16 protein-coding genes are annotated in these 20560 nt (G+C 65.4%); 7 read left to right on the top strand and 9 right to left on the bottom strand.

The genetic code is table 11. From position 1 onward, the window contains the following. Positions 1 to 2 precede the first annotated feature (2 nt). Together EGM87_RS03985 and EGM87_RS03980 are read right to left on the bottom strand one after the other, a co-directional pair. Positions 3 to 2471, bottom strand: a complete 2469-nt coding sequence (locus tag EGM87_RS03985; RefSeq protein ID WP_137709802.1) for a glycogen/starch/alpha-glucan phosphorylase — start codon at positions 2469 to 2471, stop codon at positions 3 to 5. An 88-nt stretch (positions 2472 to 2559) separates the two neighbouring features. After that, complete coding sequence (locus tag EGM87_RS03980) at positions 2560 to 3765, bottom strand: serine hydrolase domain-containing protein (RefSeq protein ID WP_137709803.1); 1206 nt, start codon at positions 3763 to 3765, stop codon at positions 2560 to 2562. Positions 3766 to 4001: 236 nt separating this feature from the next. Between EGM87_RS03980 and EGM87_RS03975 the strand changes: the two genes are divergently transcribed. The 4 genes from EGM87_RS03975 to EGM87_RS03960 all read left to right on the top strand — a co-directional run bounded on the left by EGM87_RS03975 (position 4002) and on the right by EGM87_RS03960 (position 11245). After that, positions 4002 to 4514: an RNA polymerase sigma factor gene (locus EGM87_RS03975; protein WP_044662047.1), complete on the top strand. Its 513-nt coding sequence runs from the start codon at positions 4002 to 4004 to the stop codon at positions 4512 to 4514. A gap of 55 nt (positions 4515 to 4569) precedes the next feature. Further along, positions 4570 to 5502 (top strand): FecR family protein, encoded by a 933-nt coding sequence (locus EGM87_RS03970; protein WP_137709985.1) that lies wholly within the window; start codon positions 4570 to 4572, stop codon positions 5500 to 5502. Beyond that, positions 5486 to 7933: a TonB-dependent receptor gene (locus EGM87_RS03965; protein ID WP_137709804.1), complete on the top strand. Its 2448-nt coding sequence runs from the start codon at positions 5486 to 5488 to the stop codon at positions 7931 to 7933. Before EGM87_RS03970 ends, EGM87_RS03965 begins: the two co-directional genes overlap by 17 nt. 102 nt (positions 7934 to 8035) lie before the next feature. After that, the gene (locus EGM87_RS03960) at positions 8036 to 11245 is read left to right on the top strand and encodes an autotransporter outer membrane beta-barrel domain-containing protein (protein ID WP_137709805.1); all 3210 of its coding nucleotides are present in this window, start codon (positions 8036 to 8038) and stop codon (positions 11243 to 11245) included. Positions 11246 to 11393: 148 nt separating this feature from the next. Here EGM87_RS03960 and EGM87_RS03955 read toward each other — a convergent pair whose 3' ends face one another. The 6 genes from EGM87_RS03955 to gatC all read right to left on the bottom strand — a co-directional run bounded on the left by EGM87_RS03955 (position 11394) and on the right by gatC (position 17548). Next, a complete protein-coding gene (locus EGM87_RS03955; RefSeq protein WP_137709806.1) occupies positions 11394 to 12014 on the bottom strand; it encodes a hypothetical protein in 621 nt (206 codons plus the stop codon). A 9-nt stretch (positions 12015 to 12023) separates the two neighbouring features. After that, positions 12024 to 13184, bottom strand: coding sequence for a M48 family metallopeptidase (locus EGM87_RS03950; RefSeq protein ID WP_171010030.1), 1161 nt, complete (start codon positions 13182 to 13184; stop codon positions 12024 to 12026). Beyond that, complete coding sequence (locus EGM87_RS03945; protein ID WP_137709807.1) at positions 13181 to 13924, bottom strand: hypothetical protein; 744 nt, start codon at positions 13922 to 13924, stop codon at positions 13181 to 13183. The genes EGM87_RS03950 and EGM87_RS03945 overlap by 4 nt, the downstream gene beginning before the upstream one ends. Before the next feature lie 131 nt (positions 13925 to 14055). Next, a complete protein-coding gene (gene gatB, locus EGM87_RS03940; protein WP_044662042.1) occupies positions 14056 to 15552 on the bottom strand; it encodes an Asp-tRNA(Asn)/Glu-tRNA(Gln) amidotransferase subunit GatB in 1497 nt (498 codons plus the stop codon). 120 nt (positions 15553 to 15672) lie between these two features. Further along, positions 15673 to 17157, bottom strand: coding sequence for an Asp-tRNA(Asn)/Glu-tRNA(Gln) amidotransferase subunit GatA (gatA, locus tag EGM87_RS03935; RefSeq protein ID WP_137709808.1), 1485 nt, complete (start codon positions 17155 to 17157; stop codon positions 15673 to 15675). Between the two features lie 103 nt (positions 17158 to 17260). Next, positions 17261 to 17548, bottom strand: coding sequence for an Asp-tRNA(Asn)/Glu-tRNA(Gln) amidotransferase subunit GatC (gene gatC, locus EGM87_RS03930; RefSeq protein WP_025548067.1), 288 nt, complete (start codon positions 17546 to 17548; stop codon positions 17261 to 17263). A 114-nt stretch (positions 17549 to 17662) separates the two neighbouring features. Here gatC and EGM87_RS03925 point away from each other — a divergent pair, with 114 nt between their 5' ends. Continuing rightward, on the top strand, positions 17663 to 18781 hold the full coding sequence (locus EGM87_RS03925; protein WP_137709809.1) for a DUF3089 domain-containing protein: 1119 nt from the start codon (positions 17663 to 17665) through the stop codon (positions 18779 to 18781). Positions 18782 to 18783: 2 nt separating this feature from the next. After that, complete coding sequence (gene ruvX / locus EGM87_RS03920) at positions 18784 to 19254, top strand: Holliday junction resolvase RuvX (RefSeq protein WP_103001402.1); 471 nt, start codon at positions 18784 to 18786, stop codon at positions 19252 to 19254. Positions 19255 to 19260: 6 nt separating this feature from the next. Here the strand turns inward: ruvX and EGM87_RS03915 are convergent, their stop codons facing one another. Further along, entirely contained in the window at positions 19261 to 19662 is a 402-nt protein-coding gene (locus tag EGM87_RS03915) for a MerR family transcriptional regulator (RefSeq protein WP_137709810.1), read from the bottom strand. A gap of 70 nt (positions 19663 to 19732) precedes the next feature. Between EGM87_RS03915 and EGM87_RS03910 the strand changes: the two genes are divergently transcribed. Then, the gene (locus EGM87_RS03910) at positions 19733 to 20494 is read left to right on the top strand and encodes a MauE/DoxX family redox-associated membrane protein (RefSeq protein WP_137709811.1); all 762 of its coding nucleotides are present in this window, start codon (positions 19733 to 19735) and stop codon (positions 20492 to 20494) included. Positions 20495 to 20560 lie beyond the last annotated feature (66 nt).

Genomic DNA, 20560 nt, shown 5'->3' with positions numbered 1-20560 from the left:
CGTCAAACCGGCACCTTCCAGATGTCCGTCGCATATTCCCTGATCGTGCGGTCGGACGAGAACCAGCCCATGCGCGCGACATTGTGGATCGCCTTGCGCGCCCACAGTGTCTGGTCCTGCCATATCCCGTCAACCCTGCGCTGCGCGGCCGAATAGCTGTCGAAATCGGCCGCGACCATGAACCAGTCATGATCGTAGATGCCCTGCACCAGATCCCTGTACCGTCCCGGATCGTCGGGGGAAAAGACGCCGCTTGCGATCGCATCCAGCGCCTGGCCCAGCTCGCGGCTGTGGCCGATCACCTCGCGCGGGTCGTAGCCATGGGCGCGCCGTTCGTTCACCTGGGCGGCGGTGAGGCCGAAGATCACGATATTCTCCTCCCCCACATGGTCGCGCATCTCCACATTGGCGCCGTCGAGCGTGCCGATGGTGAGCGCGCCATTGACCGCGAACTTCATGTTGCCGGTGCCCGACGCTTCCATGCCAGCGGTCGAAATCTGTTCGGACAGGTCGGCGGCCGGGATCATCATTTCCGCCAGCGACACATTGTAATTGGGCACGAACTGCACCTTCAGCAGGCCCTGCACCGCCGGGTCGTGATTGACCGCCCGCGCCACGTCGCCCGCCAGCTTGATGATCAGCTTGGCATTGTGATAGCTGGGCGCCGCCTTGCCGCCGAACAGCTTGACGCGGGGCACCCAATCCTTTTCCGGATGCGACCTTATCTGGTCGTAGAGCGACACCGCCTCGATGATGTTGAGCAACTGCCGCTTATATTCGTGGATGCGCTTGATCTGGATGTCGAACAGGGCCGAAGGATCGATCCGGGCGTTGACCCGCTGGCGCAGCAGATCGGCCAGAGCGACCTTGTTGGCGCGTTTGACGGCCAGGAATTTTTGCTGGAACGCGCTGTCGTCGGCGAAGCGATCCAGTTCCCGCAAGGCTTCGGGATCGTCCATGAAGCGGTCCCCGATCGCTTCCCTGACCAGTTCGAACAGCCCGTGATTGCACTGCATCAGCCAGCGGCGGAAGGTGACGCCATTGGTCTTGTTGTTGATCCGCGCCGGGTAGAGCCGGTGGAAGTCGGCGAACACCGTTTCCTTCATCAATTCGGTGTGCAGCGCCGACACGCCGTTGACGCTGTGCGATCCGGCAAAGGCCAGATTGCCCATGCGCACCCGCCGCTCTCCCCCCTCGTCGATCAGGGAGATGGTGCCGATGGCCCGGTCGTCGAACTGGCCGGATCGCCGCGCCTCCCCCAGCAGGCGGCTGTTCACCGCATAGACGATCTGCATATGCCGGGGCAGCAGCCGTTCGAACAGCGGCACGGGCCAGCTTTCCAGCGCTTCGGGCAGCAGCGTGTGATTGGTGTAGCTGAACGTCCGGCGGGTGATGTCCCACGCCTCGTCAAAATCGACGCCGTGATTGTCGAGGAGTATCCGCATCAACTCCGCCACGGCGACGGCCGGATGGGTGTCGTTGAGCTGGATCGCCGCCTTTTCCGGCAGGGTGCGGATGTCGCCGAAATATTGGATATGCCGCCGGACGACGTCCTGCAGCGACGCGGAGGAGAAGAAATATTCCTGCCGCAGCCGCAATTCCTGCCCCGCGGGCGAACTGTCGGCGGGGTAAAGGACGCGCGTGAGCGCCTCCGCCCGATTGCTCTCCGTCAGCGCGCCCAGATGGTCGCCCGCATTGAAGCGGTCGAGCAGGATCGGGTCGATCGGCTGCGCTTCCCACAGGCGCAGCGTATTGACGCGCTTCCCGCGCCAACCCGCAATGGGGGTGTCATAGGGCGTGGCGATGACGCGCTCGGCCGGCCGCCAGCGCATCTGGTGCGGGCTGGCGTCCTCATTTTCCGACGGGTCGACCCGGCCGCCAAAGCCGATCTCGTAGCTCGCCTCGCGCCGTTCGAATTCCCAGGGATTGCCGTGGGTCAGCCAGGTTTCGGGCAGTTCCACCTGCCAGCCGTCCGAAATCTCCTGCCGGAACATGCCGTTCACATAGCGTATGCCATAGCCATAGGCGGGCACGTCCACCGTCGCCATGCTCTCCATGAAGCAGGCCGCCAGCCGCCCTAGGCCGCCATTGCCCAGCGCGGCATCCGGCTCCAGCGCGGCGATGATGTCGATGTCGACACCCAGCGAACTCAATGCCGCCTGCATGTCGTCCAGCATCTCCATGTTGGACGCCGCGTCGCGCATCAACCGCCCGATCAGGAACTCCAGGCTCAGATAATAGACCCGCCGTCCCTGCTCCTCATAGGTTTTCTCCGTCGAGGCGATCCATGCATCGATCACCCGGTCGCGAATGGCGAGGATCACCGCATGCAGCCAGTCGTGCGGCTTTGCGGCGGTGGCGTTCTTGCCGATCCGGTAGGTCAACCGCTCTACGATCTCATGGGCAAGGACCTCCGGATCGACCTGCCGGGGAGCGGGCTTCGGGAGGGTGGGTTGGCCTTTCAGGTTCATAAACGTGCCCCTTTTCGCCTTCGAGTCCGGGCGCGATGATGGCACGCCGTCCCGAGGCTCGCCAACAGCAAATTTTGCAGCGCAGCAATTAATCGGCGCGGCTTTCGATGATGGCATGGCGAACACCCTGCCTCAACTCGCGACGGACCGGATGGATGCTTGAGGGAAAATGCTGGGTCATGAAAATGCCGATCAGCCGCTCCACCGGATCGATGAAGAAGAATGTCGAGAACACGCCGCCCCAATAATATTCCTGCGTCCTGAGATCGGTCGCGAAGCCGAGGCCGAAACCCACGCCCGCATAATCCGCCTCGCTGAACATGGAGGAGGACAGGCTGGCGAGATCGCCCCCGCCCGGCAGATGATTGGCATGCATCGCCGCGACCGTTTCCGGCTTCAGCAGCCGCACGCCGTCCAGTTCGCCGCCGCGCAGCAACATGCGGGCGAAGCGATGATAATCCGCCGTGCAGGAGATGAGGCCCCCGCCCCCCGAACGCAGCTTGAGCGGTCGGCGCCACCCGCTGCGTTCGCCCCGGTCGTAGAGCGACAGCGTGCCGTCCTGCGCCCATTGCCAGGCGTCCGTCATCCGCCCGGCGCGATCCTCCGGCAGTTCGAAGAATGTGTCCGGCATGCCCAGCGGATCGAAGATGCGCTCGCGGAAAAATCGCTCCAGGTCGAGGCCGCTCAGCCGCTCCACCACGACGCCCAGCACATCGGTGGACACCGAATAATTCCACCGCTCACCCGGCGAGAATTCCAGCGGCAGCGCGGCCAGCGCGGCGATGAATTCGTCGGAACTGCGTTTCTGCTGGAACTCGTCGAGGCCGAGTTCACGGTAACGCGCGTCGATGGCCGTCTGCCGCTGCAAACCATAAGTAAGGCCGGATGTGTGCCGCAGCAGGTCGATCATCAGCATCGGGCGGCGCATCCGACCCGCCCCATCGGCCCCGACGGCGAGATCGGCGAATTCCGGCAATATCTTCGTCACCGGATCGTCCAGCGCCACCAGCCCCTGCTCCACCAGCATCATGAAGGCGACCGAGGTCACCGGCTTGGTCATGGAGGCGATGCGGTAAAGCGCGTTATCCCCAAGCGGCTCGCCGGTTGCGCGCGCGGCACCGCTGAGGACCGAGACGATGGGTCGTTCGTCACGCGACAGGAGCCATTGCATATGGGGCAGCTTGCCCGGGACGACATAGCGTTCATGAACGAAGGCGGCCTGCGCCTGCAATTTCCCGGCATCCATGCCGGATGCCCGCGCCGCCTCCACATTCACCTGCCCGATAAGCTGCATCGATCCTCCTGCCGGCCTGCCCGCTGCCCCTAGAGCAATTTCACCATGAGGGAAAATGCTCTTGTCTTTCGATGCCGCATTTTCCGAGCCGCCGACCTCAAACGGTCAATCCGGAAATGCTCCCGATCAGGCATGGCCGGAGGTAAATGGCAATATCCCATGGGCCGCTTGCCCGTTGCAACGCCTTCATCGGCCCATTATGGCAACCGCCTGATCCCACTGGACGCAAGCTCTTCATGGCTACCGGCCTATCCGCCATCTTCCTGAACAACCGGCCCGCCCTGCTGCGGTTCCTGCGCGCGCGCGGCGCGGGCGACGAGTCCGAGGATCTGTTGCAGGACATGTGGATGAAGCTGGAGGAGAAGGATCTGGGGCCGATTGCCGATCCCCTGCCCTATCTCTACCGCATGGCGAACAACCTGATGCTGGACCGCTATCGTTCCGCCACCCGCCGCGAACGGCGCGAGCAGGATTGGGCGGAGGGCGCGGGCGGCGTGATGGCCGACCCGTCGGAGGACATCGCCGTGGACGAACGGCTGATCCTGAACGAACGGCTGGAGGAGGCGCGCGCCGTGCTGCAATCTCTGGGGCCGCGCGTCGAGTTGGTGTTCCGCCGCTTCCGCCTGGAGGGCGTCGGGCAAAGGCTGATCGCGGAGGAACTGGGCGTCAGCCTCACCACCGTGGAGAAGGATCTGCAAAAGGCCTATCGCGCCATGATCGCCCTCAAGCAGAAAATGGATACGGAATGAGGAAGGCGGCGGCGTCTGGCTCAGATGAGGGGCTGACATGAACAGGGCTGAAGCCATGATGAACGAGGAGGCGCTCGGATGGGTCATCCGCACGCGCGATCCCGAATTTGCCGATTGGGAGGTCTTCACCGCATGGCTGGAGGCCGATCCCGTGCATGCGCCCACCTATGATGCATTGATGGCGGCGGATGCCGATCTGGCAGAGATCGTTCCGGCGGAGCCGGTGACCGTGGCGGCTCCGGCCAATGATGCGGGCGAGCGCGGCTGGCGCTGGTCCCGATCGCTGATCGGCGGCGGGGCGGTGGCGGCGGCGCTGGTGGCGGCCATATCGGTCGGCATGTGGAGCCGCAGCGACATCTACACCGTCACGACCAGGCCCGGCGAAACCCGCACCGTCGCGCTGGACGAGGGCACCCGCGTCGAACTGAACGGCGGCACGACCATGCGCTTCGACCGGCATGACGCGCGCTTCGCGGCGCTCGACAGCGGAGAGGCCGCCTTCACCATCCGGCATGACGCCGCCAATCCCTTCCGCGTCACCGTGGGCGACGCGCTGTTCGAGGATGCGGGCACCGTCTTCAACATCGTCCGCGCCGGCAATGCGACCCGCATCGGCGTGTCGGAGGGCGAGGTCATCTACAATCCGAAGGCGGAAGCCATCGCCCTGCCCGCCGGCCGCGCGCTGATGGAGGACGAGAACGGCCTGCGCGTCATGGACGTCGCCACCGACGCCGTCGCAAGCTGGCGTCAGGGCCGCCTCACCTATGCGAACGCCCCGGTGACGCAGATCAGCGCCGACATCGCCCGCTCACTGGGGGTCCGGCTCACCGCCACCCCCGGCGCGGGGACGATGCGCTTCACCGGGACGATCCGCCTGCACCGCGACCCCGCGCGCTTCTTTGGCCAGGCAGCGCCGCTGATGGGCCTCAGCGCCGTCAGGCAGGGCGACGGCTGGCTGTTGAGGGAGGGGGATGGCCCGCCACGCTGACGTCCTGTTCGTCGCCGCCCTCGCCATGATGGCCGCTTCGCCTGGGCAAGCGGCGGAAAGACAGCAGATCAGCATCGCCCCCGGACGGCTGGGCGAGGCGGTGATAGCGCTCGGCCGCCAGACCGGGGCCAGCATCGGCATGTCGGACCAGTCGCTGGCGGGCGTGGCCACTCCCGCCGTGGAGGGACGCCTGTCGGTGGAAGCGGCACTCAAGCGGCTGGTCAAGGGCAGCGGCGCCAGCATCCGGCGTATCGACGCGACCACCTGGCGGATCGTCCGGACGCCGGTGGTGGTGCGCGAGCAGCCCCGCGCCCGCATCGCCCAACCCGCTCCGCAAGCCGCGCCCGAACCGGCCGAGATCATCGTCACCGCATCCAAGCGCGACACCCCGCTTCCCCGCTATGCCGGGATGGTCGATGCGGTGGGCGACGACGCCTTCACCGCCGGGGAGGCGGCCGGAGGCACCGCCAGCCTGATCTTCCGCGTGGCGAGCCTCAGCTCCACCCATGCGGGCACGGGCCGCAACAAGCTGTTCATCCGCGCCATCGCGGACTCCGGCGTCGCCGGACCGACCCAGGCGACGACGGGACAATATCTGGGCGACATGCGCCTCAACTACGCCGCGCCGGACCCGGACCTCCGGCTCTACGACATGCAGGGCGTGGAGGTGCTGGAAGGGCCGCAAGGCACGCTATATGGCGCGGGATCGCTGGGCGGCATCGTGCGCATGATCCCCAATGCGCCCAACCTGGTGCGCGCCGGCGGGCAGGTCTCCGCCGGGCTCAGCGCGACGCAGCATGGCGATCCGGGCGGCGACCTGGCCGCGACGATCAACCTGCCGGTCGTGACGGAGAAGATCGCGCTGCGCATCGTCGGCTATGGCGTGCAGGACGGCGGCTATATCGACGATGTCCTGCGCGACAGGCATGACGTCAACCGCATCCGCACCTATGGCGGCCGCGCCGCGCTCCGTTTCGCGCCGGACGAGAACTGGACCATCGACCTCACCGGGGTCTTCCAGCGGATCGAGGGCGACGATGCGCAATATGCCGCGAAGGCGATAGGCGACCTCAAGCGCGCCTCCGCCGTCGCCCAGCCCTATTCGTCCGACTATGCGCTCGCCAATCTGCGGGTGGAGCGGCAATGGGACGATCTGCGCTTCGTCTCCTCCACCGGCTTCGTGCGCAACATATTGACGGAAAGCTATGATGCGACGCCTTATGAGATAGCCGGGGCGGACGCGCCCGCCGCCCTGTTCCGGCAAAGGAACAAGGTCGACATCTTCTCGACCGAAAACCGCATCGTCCGCGACCTGGACAATGGCCTGGGCTGGATATTGGGCGCATCCTATCTGGAAAGCACGTCGGATATTCAGCGTTCGCTGACCTCCTATGGAACGGCCCTGATGCAGCCGCAGGTCATTCCCGGCGTGCCGATGTACGGGCGGGGCATGGCCGCGACCTCGACCGGCGTGCACAACCGCATCCGCGAGGCGACGCTCTTCGGCGAAGCGTCGTTCGAACCCATGCGCGGCCTGATCGCCACGGTGGGCGGCCGACTGACCAACAGCCGCCTGACCGGCGAGGTGCTGGACCCCATCGCCCTGTTGTCCCTTGCCGCCATCGCACGCGCGGAGGCGCAGGCGAACCGGAGCGAGACGATCTTCCTCCCATCCTTCTCCCTGCTGACCGACGCCTTGCCCGGGACGACCGTCTATGCCCGGTTCCAGCAGGGTTTCCGTCCCGGCGGGCTGGCTGTCGACGACCAGCATATCCAGCGGTTCCGCAACGACCGCGCCTCCACGGTGGAACTGGGCTTCCGCAGGGGAATTCCGGGCATCGATCCGGTCGCGGTCACGGGCAATGTCGCCTATACCAGATGGCGGGACATCCAGGCCGACGTGACCGACCGAATCGGCATTCCCACCACCGCCAATATCGGGGACGGGCGCATCTATACGGTGGAGGGGCGCGTCGCCGTCCGCCCCGCGTCGCGGCTGACGCTGGACGGCAGCATCATCTACAATGACAGCCGCCTCAGCCGCCCGGCGCAATTCCTGCGCCTGCTCTCCTATGAGGGGCAGTCCTTGAGCCTGCCCAATGTCGCCAATTGGGGCGGCCGCATCGGCTTCGACTATCGCGCGCCGGTGGGAGGGGACATGCGGCTCCAACTCAGCGGATCGGCCCGCTATGTCGGCAAGTCGCGCCTGGGCGTGGGGCCGATATTGGGCCGGGAACAGGGCGACTATGTGGACACGGCGCTCAGCGCGGCGCTGACCCATGGGACGGTGCAATGGTCGCTCTCCCTCACCAACCTGCTCGACAGCATCGGCAACCGCTTCTCGCTGGGCACGCCCTTCGACCTTAGCGGGGATTATGTGACGCCGCTGCGTCCGCGCACTGTCCGGCTTGGCCTGGATTTCGCCTTCTGATCCTGCATCGCATTATTTTTAACTGACGGGACAGGCGTTCCCGCGCCGTCTTCACCGCATGCGCGCTCATCGGAAAGAGGCGCGGCACGCAGAGGAGACATCATGCGCAATCTACTGGCCTGCACGGCCATCGCTCCCGTTCTGGCCGCCCTGACGGTGGCCGATGCGGCGGCGGAAACCACCATCGGTTCTTCCACCACCACCGCCGTCCGCACCTCCACCGTCGCCAATGGCGCCGCGGATGACGTCACGGTCAGTTCCGCTGGATCGATCACGCTGACCAGCGGCACCGCCATCACCCAGGACAGCAACAACAAGGTCAGCAATGCCGGCACGCTCAAGATTTCCGGCGCGGACGGCGCGACCGGCATTCGCGCGGCGGCGGGCACCAGCGGCAACATCACCCATAGCGGCACGATCACGCTGGACGAGGACTATACCCCCACCGACGACGACAAGGACGGCGACCTGGACGGCCCCTTCGCCAAGGGTTCGAACCGCAACGGCATCTGGGTCCAGCCGGGCGCGGCGCATATGGGCAATATCGACAGCAGCGGCACCATCACCATCGAAGGCAATCAGTCCGCCGGCATCCGCATCGACGCGCCGCTGACCGGCAATCTGTCGACCAGCGGCTCCACCAGCGTGGTGGGCGACAATGGCTATGGCGTGCTGGCCAATGCGGTCACCGGCAATGTCACCATCCGCGGAACGACAGCCGTCACGGGCGCCAACAGCACCGGCCTTGCCCTGCAAGGGGACGTGACCGGAGCGGTCAAGATCCAGGGCACGATCACCAGCACCGGTTATCGTTATACTTCGCGTCCGAGCGACGCTTCCAAGCTGGATGCGGACGATCTGCTCCAGGGCGGATCGGCCGTGACGATCGCCGGCAATGTCACGGGCGGCGTCATCTTCGACATTCCACCGACGCTGGACAGCACCAAGCCGGATGTCGACAATGACGGGCTGACCGACGCCAGCGAAGGGTCCGCCGCGATCATCACCTATGGCTCCGCCGCCGCCGTGCGGATCGGTTCGGCCACGGCGGCCACGACCATCGGTCCGGTGGCTGCGGACAGTTCCGGCTACGGCCTGATCGTCAAGGGATCGATTGCCGGATATGGCGTCTATGACGGGATCAGCGCCAGCGGCCTCGCCATTGGCGGGCTGGGCGGCAATGTCACCCTGACCAAGGGCCTGCTGGTGTCGGGATCGGTCGGCGCCATATCCTATGACAGCAATGCGACGGCCATTCGTTTGGGCAGCGGCGCCACGGCCGACACCCTCCAGATCGGCGGGGCGGTGAGCGCGACCGGCTCCAGCGTCGCCGGCACGTCGGCCCGCGCGCTGGTGATCGACGCAGGCGCGACGGGCCGCGCCATCGTGAACAGCGGCGCCATTTCCGCCACGGCGCTCAGCAGCAAGGATGGCGCTGCCATCGCCATCCTCGATTCTTCCGGCACGGTGTCGTCCCTGTCCAACACCGGCACCATCTCTGCGACTGGAGGCAAGAGCGGATCGAACGTCGCCATCGATATGACCGCCAATGGCAGCGGCGTCACCCTGACCCAGTCGCTTGCCTCCGCCACGGCAAGCGCGCCGAAGATCACGGGCGACGTGCGGCTGGGATCGGGCAATGACGTCGTGACGGTATCGGCCGGCAGCATTGCGGGCAATGTCGACCTGGGCGGCGGCAGCAACCGCCTGGCGCTGTCCGGCTCCTCCACCCTGACGGGTAATGTGGCGCTGGGCGGGAACGGTTCCAGCCTTGGCCTGGCGGAAAGCGCGCAGATCAATGGCGGCGTGGATTTCGGCGGCGCCGCCTCGACGCTGACCCTTTCCGGCACCGCCACGCTCAACGGCGCGATCAGCAATGCCGGCAATACCGCCGTCGTGATGAATGGCGGCACCCTCAACGCCGGCAACAAGGGCACGGTCGCGCTCGCCTCGCTGTCAGTGGGCGGGTCCTCCGTCATCGGCGTGACGGTCGACACGGCCAACGGCACCAACACGCTCTACAATGTCGCGGGGGCCGCAAGCTTCGCCAGCGGATCGCAGGTCAAGGCGACCCTGACCAGCGTGGCCGGTTCGGAAGGCGATTATGTCATCGTCCGCGCCGGATCGTTGAGCGGCACGCCCGCCCTCTCCAGCACGACGCTGATCCCCTATATGTTCAAGGGCGCCATCGCCAGCAACGCCGCGACGGGGGAAGTGACGCTGTCGATCGCGGCCAAGACCGTATCCGAACTCGGCCTGACGGGATCGCAGGCGCGGGCCTATGACGCGATCTTCAACGCGCTGGACAAGGACAGCGCCGTTGCGGGCAGCTATCTTGCCATCACCGACGGCGACACGCTGAAGGCCAATCTGCAACAGATGCTGCCCGACCATGCCGGCGGCACGTTCGAGGCGGTGACCGCCGGTTCGCGCGCGACCGCCCGCATCCTTGGCGATCCGGGCGGCATCTACCGCACGGCTGACGGGCGTCTGGGCTTCTGGCTGCAACAGGTGGCGTTCGGCAGTTCCAAGAGCGTGGGCGACACCGCATCCTACGACATCAACGGCTGGGGGGCGAGCTTCGGCGCGGAATATCTGACGGGGATCGGCGCTCTGGGCGCATCCTTCGCCTATATCCATGGCAGCGACTCTTCGGGCAGCACCGACAATGCGGTGGATTCCGACCAGTTCGAACTGGCGGCGCACTGGCGGGGCGATTTCGGCCCGCTCCAGACCTATGCCCGCTTGTCGGCGGCCCATGTGGATTTCCGGGGCAGCCGCCATTTCGAATCCGGCGACGTCGAGCGCACGGCGGATGGCGACTGGTCGGGCAAGCTTTACTCCGCAACGGCGGGCGGCTCCTATGAGATGCGCTTCAACCGCTTCACCCTGCGTCCGGCGGCCAGCATCGATTATTACCGCCTGAAGGAAGACGGCTATGGCGAGACGGGCGGCGGCGCTGCCTTTGACCTGATCGTCGACGGCCGCACCAGCGACGAATTGACCGCCAGCGGCAATGTCACGGTCGGTTACGATTTCGGCAGCCTCAATCGGGAGGATGGCTGGATGCGGTTCGAGCTGGAGGGAGGACGGCGCCAGATCATCGGCGGATCACTGGGCGACACCACCGCCCATTTCGCCGGTGGCGAGGACTTCACCCTGATCTCGGACAAGCGCACCAGCGGGTGGACCGGCCGCGCCCGGCTGATCGGCGGCACCGAAACTTTCCGCGTCGGCGGCGAATTCGGGGCGGAGGAACAACAAAATCATGTCGCCCTCTCCCTCCGGGCGACGGTTAACTTCATCCTGTGACGTCCTAGCAGTGAATTGGCGGGCCACACCCCACAGACCCTCCCGGCCCGCCGATCCGCCATGACATGAGCCGGTTCCCAACGGTGTCATGGCTGTAAAGGAAGGGGCGCTGCCTTCCCCCGGCAGCGCCCCTTTTCGCTATCCCCCGTCAGCGCCGCGCAAGAGCGGGAGGGGTTTCGAGGCGGGCCGAGGACCATATCTGCCGAAAGGCTGGAACGTCCCGATCGAAATAGAGAATGGCCGGCGCGTCGAACGTCACCAGGTACAGCCTGCCCTTGACGATGGCGCCCACCGCTTCGCCGCTGCGCGACACATCCTCCATCTGCTTTCGGAAACTGTAGGAGAAGCGCACGCCCTTTTCGCCCAGAAATGTCGCAGGCTCGATGGCGGTCATCGAAAAGAGCGTCGTCCCAAGCGCGATGCGATAACTATTTTCCAGCAGCGCAGGAATATCGGTCAGCAACATGGTCGAGGAAAAGCGCGGCAGCGGCCTGGTCTTCCTGCTCACCTCCCGAAACAAGGTCCGCCCGGTTTCGATACTGTAGAAATTGACGCCGTTCAGATCGTCACCGTCCAGCGTCCATGTCTCCGAATTGCGGTCGGGACGGGCGGACAGGCGGTTCCACTCCCGGTCCGGCGTGACGGTGAGGGTCGATTTGGCCACGGCAACGGACGTCCCCGCCGGCATCAGGGCATTGCCGGCCATCAGCGGCTGCGCCACCAGAACTGCGCAGATCACGGCCAGAAAAGATGAAATTCGTTTCGCCATGAGAAAATCCTATTCGCCGGTCATCGTCTGGAGCATGGGAATATCGGCCGCCTGGGGACGCAGCCGGATGTAATTCTTGAGCGCATCCGCGCCTTCGGTCCGCTGACGGTTGCGCATCAGGCACAGTCCCAATCCGCGCCAGCCCTCCGCCAGGCCGGGGTCGGCCGCGAGCGCCGATCGGTAGAAATCGGCCGCCGCCGCCAGATCGCGCGGATTGCCGCGCTGGCGGTACAGTTCGGCCCGCGCGAACAGCAGGGGCGCGGTCCAATGCTCCCCCGCCAGCGACGACAACAGATATTCCGTACCGCCGAAATCGTTGAGCTTCATCTGGTCGGACAGGAAATCCGGCAGCCATTTGGCAAGCGCCGCCGAATAGCTTTCCGCGCCCTCCGGCTTGGCCGCGACATCGGCGGACAGGGCTGCGAGATAGGTCGCGCGATCGAGATTGGTCGGATGGGTGGAGAAGAAGGCGACACGATCATAGCGTTGGCTGCGCTGTTTGCGCCCCAGCGCGGTCGCATCCGCCTCATCCATGAGCCGCTGCCAGACATGCGCCGCCGCCTGCGCCGAATAAGGGGACTGGATCGCATATTTGAGCGAGAGCAGGTCGGCCTGTTTTTCCTGATCGCGGTTGAACTGGAAGAATGAGCCGACCGCCGCCTGCTGCACGGTCGCGCCATATTGACCCAGAAAGGCCGCCCAGGCGGCGATGTCGGTCGCTGAACGTTGCCTCCGGAAGCCTGAAAGGCTGTGTCGCAGTTCGAAATGAGCGAACTCGTGGCCGAGTACCGCCGCCAGTTCCGCCTCGCTTCGAACCCGCAGCAGGAGCCCGCTCCAGACCTGCATCGTGCCGTTGGGGGCCATATTGGCGTTGAAGGATGCGACCCGGACCAGATAGATGCGCACGCCCCGGCATCGGTCCTGACCCACAGCCCGGCACAGGACGCCAGCCACATAGGCCTGCAGGGCCGGATCGTCGATGAGGAATTTGGAGTCGCGCAGTTCCCGCTCATCCTCGTCGGCCAGCATCCACAGGCCACGCTCGTCCGTCCCTTGCGGCTGATAGGCCTGGCTGTAGGGCGGGAGATCGGCGGGCCCGCGGGCCGCCACCGCCGCCACCGGCAGAGTCAAGGCCAGCAGCGCCATTGCCCGCAGCAACGCGCCCGTCATTGGGCGGCAGCGGCAAGGCTGGGGGTGCTGCCGGGGAAATCCTCCAGCAACTGCATTACGCGGCGGCGGGCGCCCTCCATGGTCCGGACATCGCCGCCCATCTGCAGGTCCGCATTGAGCCAGAGCAGGTCCCCGCTGGCAAGGTCCACCAGACCTGCAAAGCCCTTATGCTGGCCGGAGGTGATGCCGACGCCGCCCATGGCCGCGAACAACTGGAAAATCTTCCGTCCGGTCGATCCGAACTGGTCCTCCGTAAAGATGAACAGCCCATAGCGCGCGCCCGAGCGGGCAGCGAGCGCGGATATGCCGGGCCCCAGCGTCCAGTCGAACGCCGCGCCTTCGCGCTTCTTCGTTGGCAATCGATTGCCGGGGAAGAACTGAAATTCGATCACCGATTGCGCGACGATGCCGAAGAGCGACTGATATTCGGCGAGGCTTTCGGCCTGCTGTCCCACAGGATCGGCCGAACCGACAATCTCATTGCCCAGACGCTGCTGCGCTTCCGCCAGGGCCAGATCCAGATTGTCCCGCGCCTGTTGCGTCCAGTCGGCATTGGGTTCGAACATGCCCGCGGTCGACTGGCTCCCAACGGTAACCCTGGGCCTGAACAACAGGATTTTGGTCGAATTCGGATCGAGCAGGAAGCCCTGCCGCACGGCGGACTTTTCCTGCGCCATGACGGCCGGCGACAGGCAGCCGAGCAAAAGGCACAAAATGGCGTGGCCGAACGCAAATCGCATGAATGTTCCCCCTGCACACAGCCAAGTCCCCCGACTCATGGCGGCTGTTGCTCAAGGGCTTAGCAAAGAGAACATCTTAGGTACAGATCGAACGATGCCTGCCGGAACAGACATCGTTCATAATGGACCAATCAGGCCAGCGCCTTCCTGATCAACTCATTCACCACCTGCGGATTGGCCTTGCCCTGCATGGCCTTCATCGTCTGACCGACGAAGAAGCCGAACAGCGCCTCCTTGCCCGCCTTATACTGTTCGACCTTGTCCGCATTGTCGGCCAGCACCTTGGCGACCGCGGCCTCGATGGCGCCGGTGTCGCTGGTCTGCTTCAGCCCCTTTTCCTCAACGATCCTGGGCGCGCTGTCGCCGGTTTCGAGCATGATCTCGAACACCTGCTTGGCGATGGTGCCGCTGATCGTGCCGTCGGCAATGAGGGCCAGCAGTTCCGCGCCCTCTTCCGGGCTGACGGGGCTTTCCTCCAGCGTCTTGCCCAGGCGGTTGAGCGCGCCGTAAAGCTCCGACAGCAGCCAGTTGGCGGACGCCTTTGCGACCTCGCCCTCGCTCTTCTTCTGGATGCGCGCGCCTTCGGCCAGCAGCGCCTCGAACCAGCGCGCGGTGTCGGCGTCGGCGGTCAGCGTCGCGGCATTATAGGCGGAAAGGCCCAGCGCCTGCTCATAGCGCTGGCGCTTGGCGTCAGGCAATTCGGGCAGCGACTGGCGGCATTCCTCCAGGAAGGCATCGTCCAGTTCCAGCGGCAGCAGGTCGGGATCGGGGAAATAGCGATAGTCATGCGCGTCTTCCTTCGACCGCATGGAGCGCGTTTCATTCTTGTCCGGGTCGTAGAGCCGGGTTTCCTGCACCACCTTGCCGCCGGCCTCCAGCACGTCCACCTGACGGCTGGCCTCATGTTCCACCACGGCCATGACGAAGCGGACGGAATTGACATTCTTCGTTTCGGTGCGGGTGCCGAAGGGTTCGCCCGGCTTGCGAACCGAGACGTTGACGTCCGCGCGCATCGAGCCCTGATCCATATTGCCGTCGCAGGACCCCACATAGCGCAGGATCGTCCGCAGCTTCGACAGATAGGCGCCAGCCTCGGCAGGCGAGCGCATGTCCGGCTTCGACACGATTTCCATCAGCGCCACGCCCGAACGGTTCAGGTCGACATAGGACCGCGTCGGATGCTGGTCGTGCATCAGCTTGCCCGCGTCCTGCTCGACATGGATGCGCTCGATGCCGATCGTCTTGACCTGCGCATCGGGGTTCTTCTCGTCCAGGCTGATCTCGATCGCGCCCTCGCCCACCAGCGGGTGGTAGAGCTGGCTGATCTGATAGCCCTGCGGCAAGTCCGCGTAGAAATAGTTTTTCCGGTCGAAACGCGACCATTTGTTGATCTGCGCCTTGATCGCCATGCCGGTGCGCACCGCCTGGCGGATGCACTCGCGGTTCGGCACGGGCAGCATGCCGGGCATGGCCGCGTCGACCAGGCTCACCTGCGTGTTCGGTTCCGCGCCGAAAGCGGTGGCCGCGCCGGAAAAGAGCTTCGCCTGGCTCGTAACCTGCGCATGGACTTCCAGGCCGATCACGACCTCCCACTCGCCGGTTGCACCCTGGATGCGATATTCACTCATATTTCTTTTTCCGTTCGGGCTGAGCCTGTCGAAGCCCAGTCCTTTCTTGAAGAGAAGTGAGGCCCTTCGACATTGCAAGGAGACAAGCGGCTCCTTTCAACAGGGCGAACGGTGTTTGCTTTACCACCATTTCTCCGGCCGCGCCGCAAAGCCCGCGCGTTCCTCGATCGCAAGGCCCGCGTTCAGCACGGTCTGCTCGTCCAGCGCCTTGCCGATGATCTGGAGACCCAGCGGCAGCCCTTGCGCGTCCAGCCCGCCCGGCACCGCCATCGCCGGCAGTCCCGCCAGCGAAGCCGGCACGGTGAAGACGTCGTTCAGATACATGGCCAGCGGATCGGCCTGCTTCTCGCCCAGCGCGAAGGAGGCGCTCGGCGCGGTCGGCGTCAGCAGCAGGTCGCATTTCTCGAAGGCCTGGTCGAAATCGCGGGCGATCAGCGCCCGGACCTTCTGCGCCTGCGTATAATAGGCGTCGTAGAAGCCCGCCGACAGCACATAGGTGCCGATCATGATGCGGCGCTTGACCTCCGGCCCGAAACCGGCGGCACGGGTCGCGGCATACATGTCCTGGAGGCCCGCCCCTTCGGGCAGGTCGCGCTGGCCGTAGCGCACGCCGTCATAGCGGGCGAGGTTCGATGACGCCTCCGCCGGCGCGATGATATAATAGGTCGGCAGCGCGTACTTCGTATGCGGCAGCGACACTTCGACAACCTCGGCGCCCGCATCCTTCAGCCATTCGATGCCGCGGTCCCACAGCGCCGCAATCTCGGCGTTCAAGCCGTCGGGGCGATACTCCTTGGGAATGCCGACCTTCTTGCCCTTGAGATCGCTCGATAGATTGGCTTCCCACTGCGGCACGGCCAGATCGAGCGACGTCGAATCCTTGGGATCGAAGCCCGCCATGCTTTCCAGCAGGATCGCATTGTCGCGCACCGTCCGCGCCATCGGCCCGGCCTGATCCAGCGAAGAAGCGAAGGCCACGATGCCCCAGCGGGAGCAGCGGCCATAGGTCGGCTTGATCCCCGAAATGCCGGTGAAGGCGGCAGGCTGGCGGATCGAGCCGCCCGTGTCGGTGCCGGTCGCCGCCGGGCAGAGCCGCGCCGAAATCGCCGCCGAAGAACCGCCCGAGGAACCGCCGGGGGCCAGCGCGGCATTGTCGCCGCCGCCCCGCCGCCAGGGCGAGATCACATTGCCGTAATAGCTGGTCTCGTTCGAAGAGCCCATGGCGAACTGGTCGAGGTTGAGCTTGCCCAGCATGCCCGCGCCCGCTTCCCACAGCTTCTTCGAAACCGTGGATTCATAGGTGGGCTTGAAGCCTTCCAGCATGTGGCTCGCGGCGGTCGTCTGCACGCCTTCGGTGCAGAACAGATCCTTCATGCCGATCGGCACACCCGAAAGCGGCTTCAACGCCTCGCCCGCAGCCCTCGTCCTGTCGGCGGCGTCGGCGGCTTCCAGCGCCTTTTCCGGCGTTTCCACGATGAAGGCGTTCAGCGCCTTAGCGGCGGCGACATTGGCATTGAACGCCGCCGCCACTTCGCGCGCCGAAAAGTCGCCCGCGCGGAAGCCGTCGCGGATTTCCGCGACCGTCAGATCAGTAAGGTTGGTCATACCCAAATTTCCGTTCGCCCTGAGCCTGTCGAAGGGCCGCACTTCTCTTCAAGAAAGGACTGGGCTTCGACAAGCTCAGCCCGAACGGGTGAAAGATTCCCACTCATTCGATAACTTTGGGAACCGCGAAAAAGCCATGTTCGGCCTGCGGGGCATTGGCCAGCACCTTGTCGCGAACATTGCCGTCGGTGACGACATCGTCGCGCAGGCGCAGATGATTGGGAATGACAGCGGTCATGGGCTCCACGCCGGTCACGTCCACCTCGCCCAATTGCTCCACCCAGCCCAGGATGTTGTTGAGTTCGGGCACCATCGCCTCCGCTTCGGCGTCGGTCACCGAAATGCGCGAAAGGCTGGCGATCTTTTTCACGGTCTGAAGGTCTATCGACATGGCCCCGCCGCTACCACCCGGCCACGCCCGCTTCAAGTCCCGATCCTCCGAGACCTTGCGCACGCTCGCGGCTTACGCCAGACAGAAACAGTCCATCACTAGGGAGAGCAATCCTTGGCCCGCAAGTTCCTCTATGTCGTAACCGGCCTGATCGTGCTGGTGATCGCGGCATTGCTGGCCTATCGCATCTGGGGGATGCAGATGATCCGCGCGGTCATGGTCCCTCGGGAAGCCTTCGCGCAAATCGAACCGCTCCCCGCCAACGCCTATGACGATCCGAAGATGTGGATCGCCCGGCCCGACATCGTGAAGGACAACCCCGCCCTGTGGACTCCCGAAGGCGTGAAGGACGCGCCGTCGGCGGAAAAGGCGACGGTCTTCTTCATTCACCCGACCTCCTACATCACCACGCTGGGCGACGCGCATTGGAACATGCGGCTGGATGACCAGGAATCCCTCGCCACCGCGCGGCGCTTCGTGCAGAATCAGGCGAGCGCCTTCAACGCGGCGGGTTCCGTCTGGGCGCCCCGTTACCGCCAGGCCAATTACGGGGCGTTCCTGACCGACAAGCCGGCTGGCGAGCAATCCCTCGCCGCAGCCTATCGCGATGTTGCGCAAGCCTTTGCCGCATTCCTGAAAGCCAATCCCGAAGGCCCGCTGATCCTCGCGGCCCATAGCCAGGGGTCGCTCCATCTGCTCAAACTGTTGCGGGAGCAGGTCGCCGGCCAGCCGGTCGCCGACCGCATCGCCGCCGTCTATGCCGTGGGCTGGCCGATTTCGGTAGAGGCCGACCTGCCCGCGCTTGGACTTCCCGCCTGCGCGCGGCGGCAGCAGTCGCATTGCATCGTGAGCTGGCAAAGCTATGCCGAACCGGCCGATCCGTCGGCGGTGATCGAAAATTTCGAACGCAAGCCGAGCTTCACCGGCAGGCCGCACAAGGGCACGCACATGCTCTGCACCAATCCCATCACCGGCGCCTTCAACGGGGCCGCGCCCGCCAGCGCCAATCGCGGCACGCTGGATGCGCGGGATGCCGGCAAGCCGACCCGGCTGGTTCCCGGCATCGTCCCCGCCCGCTGCGACACCAGCGGCGTGCTGATGATCGGGGAGCCGGTGGACATGGGGCCCTTCACCTTGCCGGGCAATAATTATCACGTCTATGACTATGCGCTGTTCTGGGCCGATGTGCGCGAGGATGCGAAACAGCGGCTGGCCGCCTTTCTGAAGAAATAGACATGTCCATTCTTACCGCCGACCGCGCGGTTTTCCGCGAAGCCCTGCCCCATGGCGGCCGCCTGATCGGGCTGGACGTGGGCACCAAGACGATCGGCCTTGCGCTGTGCGATGCGGGATGGTCGATCGCCAGCCCGGCCCATACCGTGAGCCGCGGCAAGTTCACCAAGGACAAGATCGCGCTGGCGGCGTTCATGGAACAGCAGTTGGTGAAGGGCGTGGTGATCGGCCTGCCGCTCAACCTGGACGGCAGCGAATCCCCGCGCAGCCAGGCAAGCCGCGCCTTCGCCCGGAACATCGCCGACCTCGGCCTGCCGATCCTGCTGTGGGACGAGCGCTGGTCGACGCAGGCGGTGACGCGGACGCTGCTGGAGGCGGATGCCAGCCGCGCGCGGCGGGGTGAACTGGTGGACAAGCTCGCCGCGAGTTACATCCTGCAGGGCGCGATCGACGGGCTGATGGCCGGCTTCTGAGGCCCCCTACTCCTCAAAGGCGGAGATGATCGGGCAAGGGCCTTCCTGCGAGGCATGGCAGGCGCTGGCAAGTCGCCGCAGGCTGTCCCGTGCCGTCTCCAGTTCCGCGATCTTCAGGTCCAGCGCCGCCAGCCGCTCCGCCGCCAGTTCACGCGCCCGCGCGCGGTCCTGTCCCGCATCCAGCCGCAGCAACTCCCCGATCTGGTCCAGCGTGAATCCGGCCGCCTGCGCCGAGCGGATGAACCTCAGACGCCGTGCATCCTCCTCGCCATAGCGCCGCACGCCGCCCGCAAGACCGGCGCCTTCCGGCCGGTCGGGTGTATCCAGCAGGCCGCGCCGCTGATAGAAGCGTATGGTCTCGACGCCGACGCCGCCCGCGCGCGCCAGACCGGAAATCGTCATCGCCATGCTTGACTCCGGACCGTGGTACGGACCCCATATGGGGTGCGAAGCGAACCTCTCAAGAGAAAGCGATGCGATGACCACAGTGGCCGCCTCCACCCCAGTTCCCGGCAAGGCCGTCCTTTACCGCATGGTGATGCCTGGCCACATCTGCCCCTTCGGACTCAAGGCCAGATGGCTGCTGAAGCGCAAGGGTTATGAGGTCGAGGATCACTGGCTTACCAGCCGCGCCGAAACCGACGCCTTCAAGGCGGCGCACAATGTCGGAACGACGCCGCAGATCTTCATCGACGGGCAAAGGATCGGCGGCCATGACGATCTTCGCCGCCTTTTCGGCCTGACGGTCGCTGATCCGCAGGCGAAAAGCTACAGGCCGGTCCTCGCCGTCTTCGCGGTCGCGGTCCTGCTTGCCCTGGCGACCAACTGGCTGACGGAGATGCCGCTCATCGGCATCATGACGGCGGAGCGCTTCATCGCGATCTCCATGATGCTGCTCGCCATGCTGAAATTGCAGGATGTGGACCGCTTTGCGACCATGTTCCTGAATTACGACCTGCTCGCCCGCCGTCTTGTCCCCTATGGATATGTCTATCCCTTCCTTGAACTCGGTGCAGGCGTGCTGATGCTGGCGGGTGCGCTCGAATGGCTGTCGATACCCGTGGCGCTCTTCATCGGCGGGATCGGTGCGGTTTCGGTTTTCAAGGCCGTCTATCTCGAAAAGCGCGAACTCAAATGCGCCTGCGTCGGCGGCAGCGGCAACGTGCCGCTCGGTTTCGTCTCCCTGACGGAGAATGTCATGATGGTCGCCATGGCGCTGTGGATGCTGGCCGCGCATTGACCGAAATCGGCTGGAGCGCGCTGCGTCAGGTCGGACGCCGGCCGCGCGCTCCAGATTTCTGATGCC

The sequence above is a fragment of the Sphingobium sp. RSMS genome (assembly GCF_005406185.4).
GTDB lineage: Bacteria > Pseudomonadota > Alphaproteobacteria > Sphingomonadales > Sphingomonadaceae > Sphingobium > Sphingobium fuliginis.
Note: the sequence above shows the minus strand (reverse complement) of the source record. Positions and strands in the feature narration are given on the sequence as shown.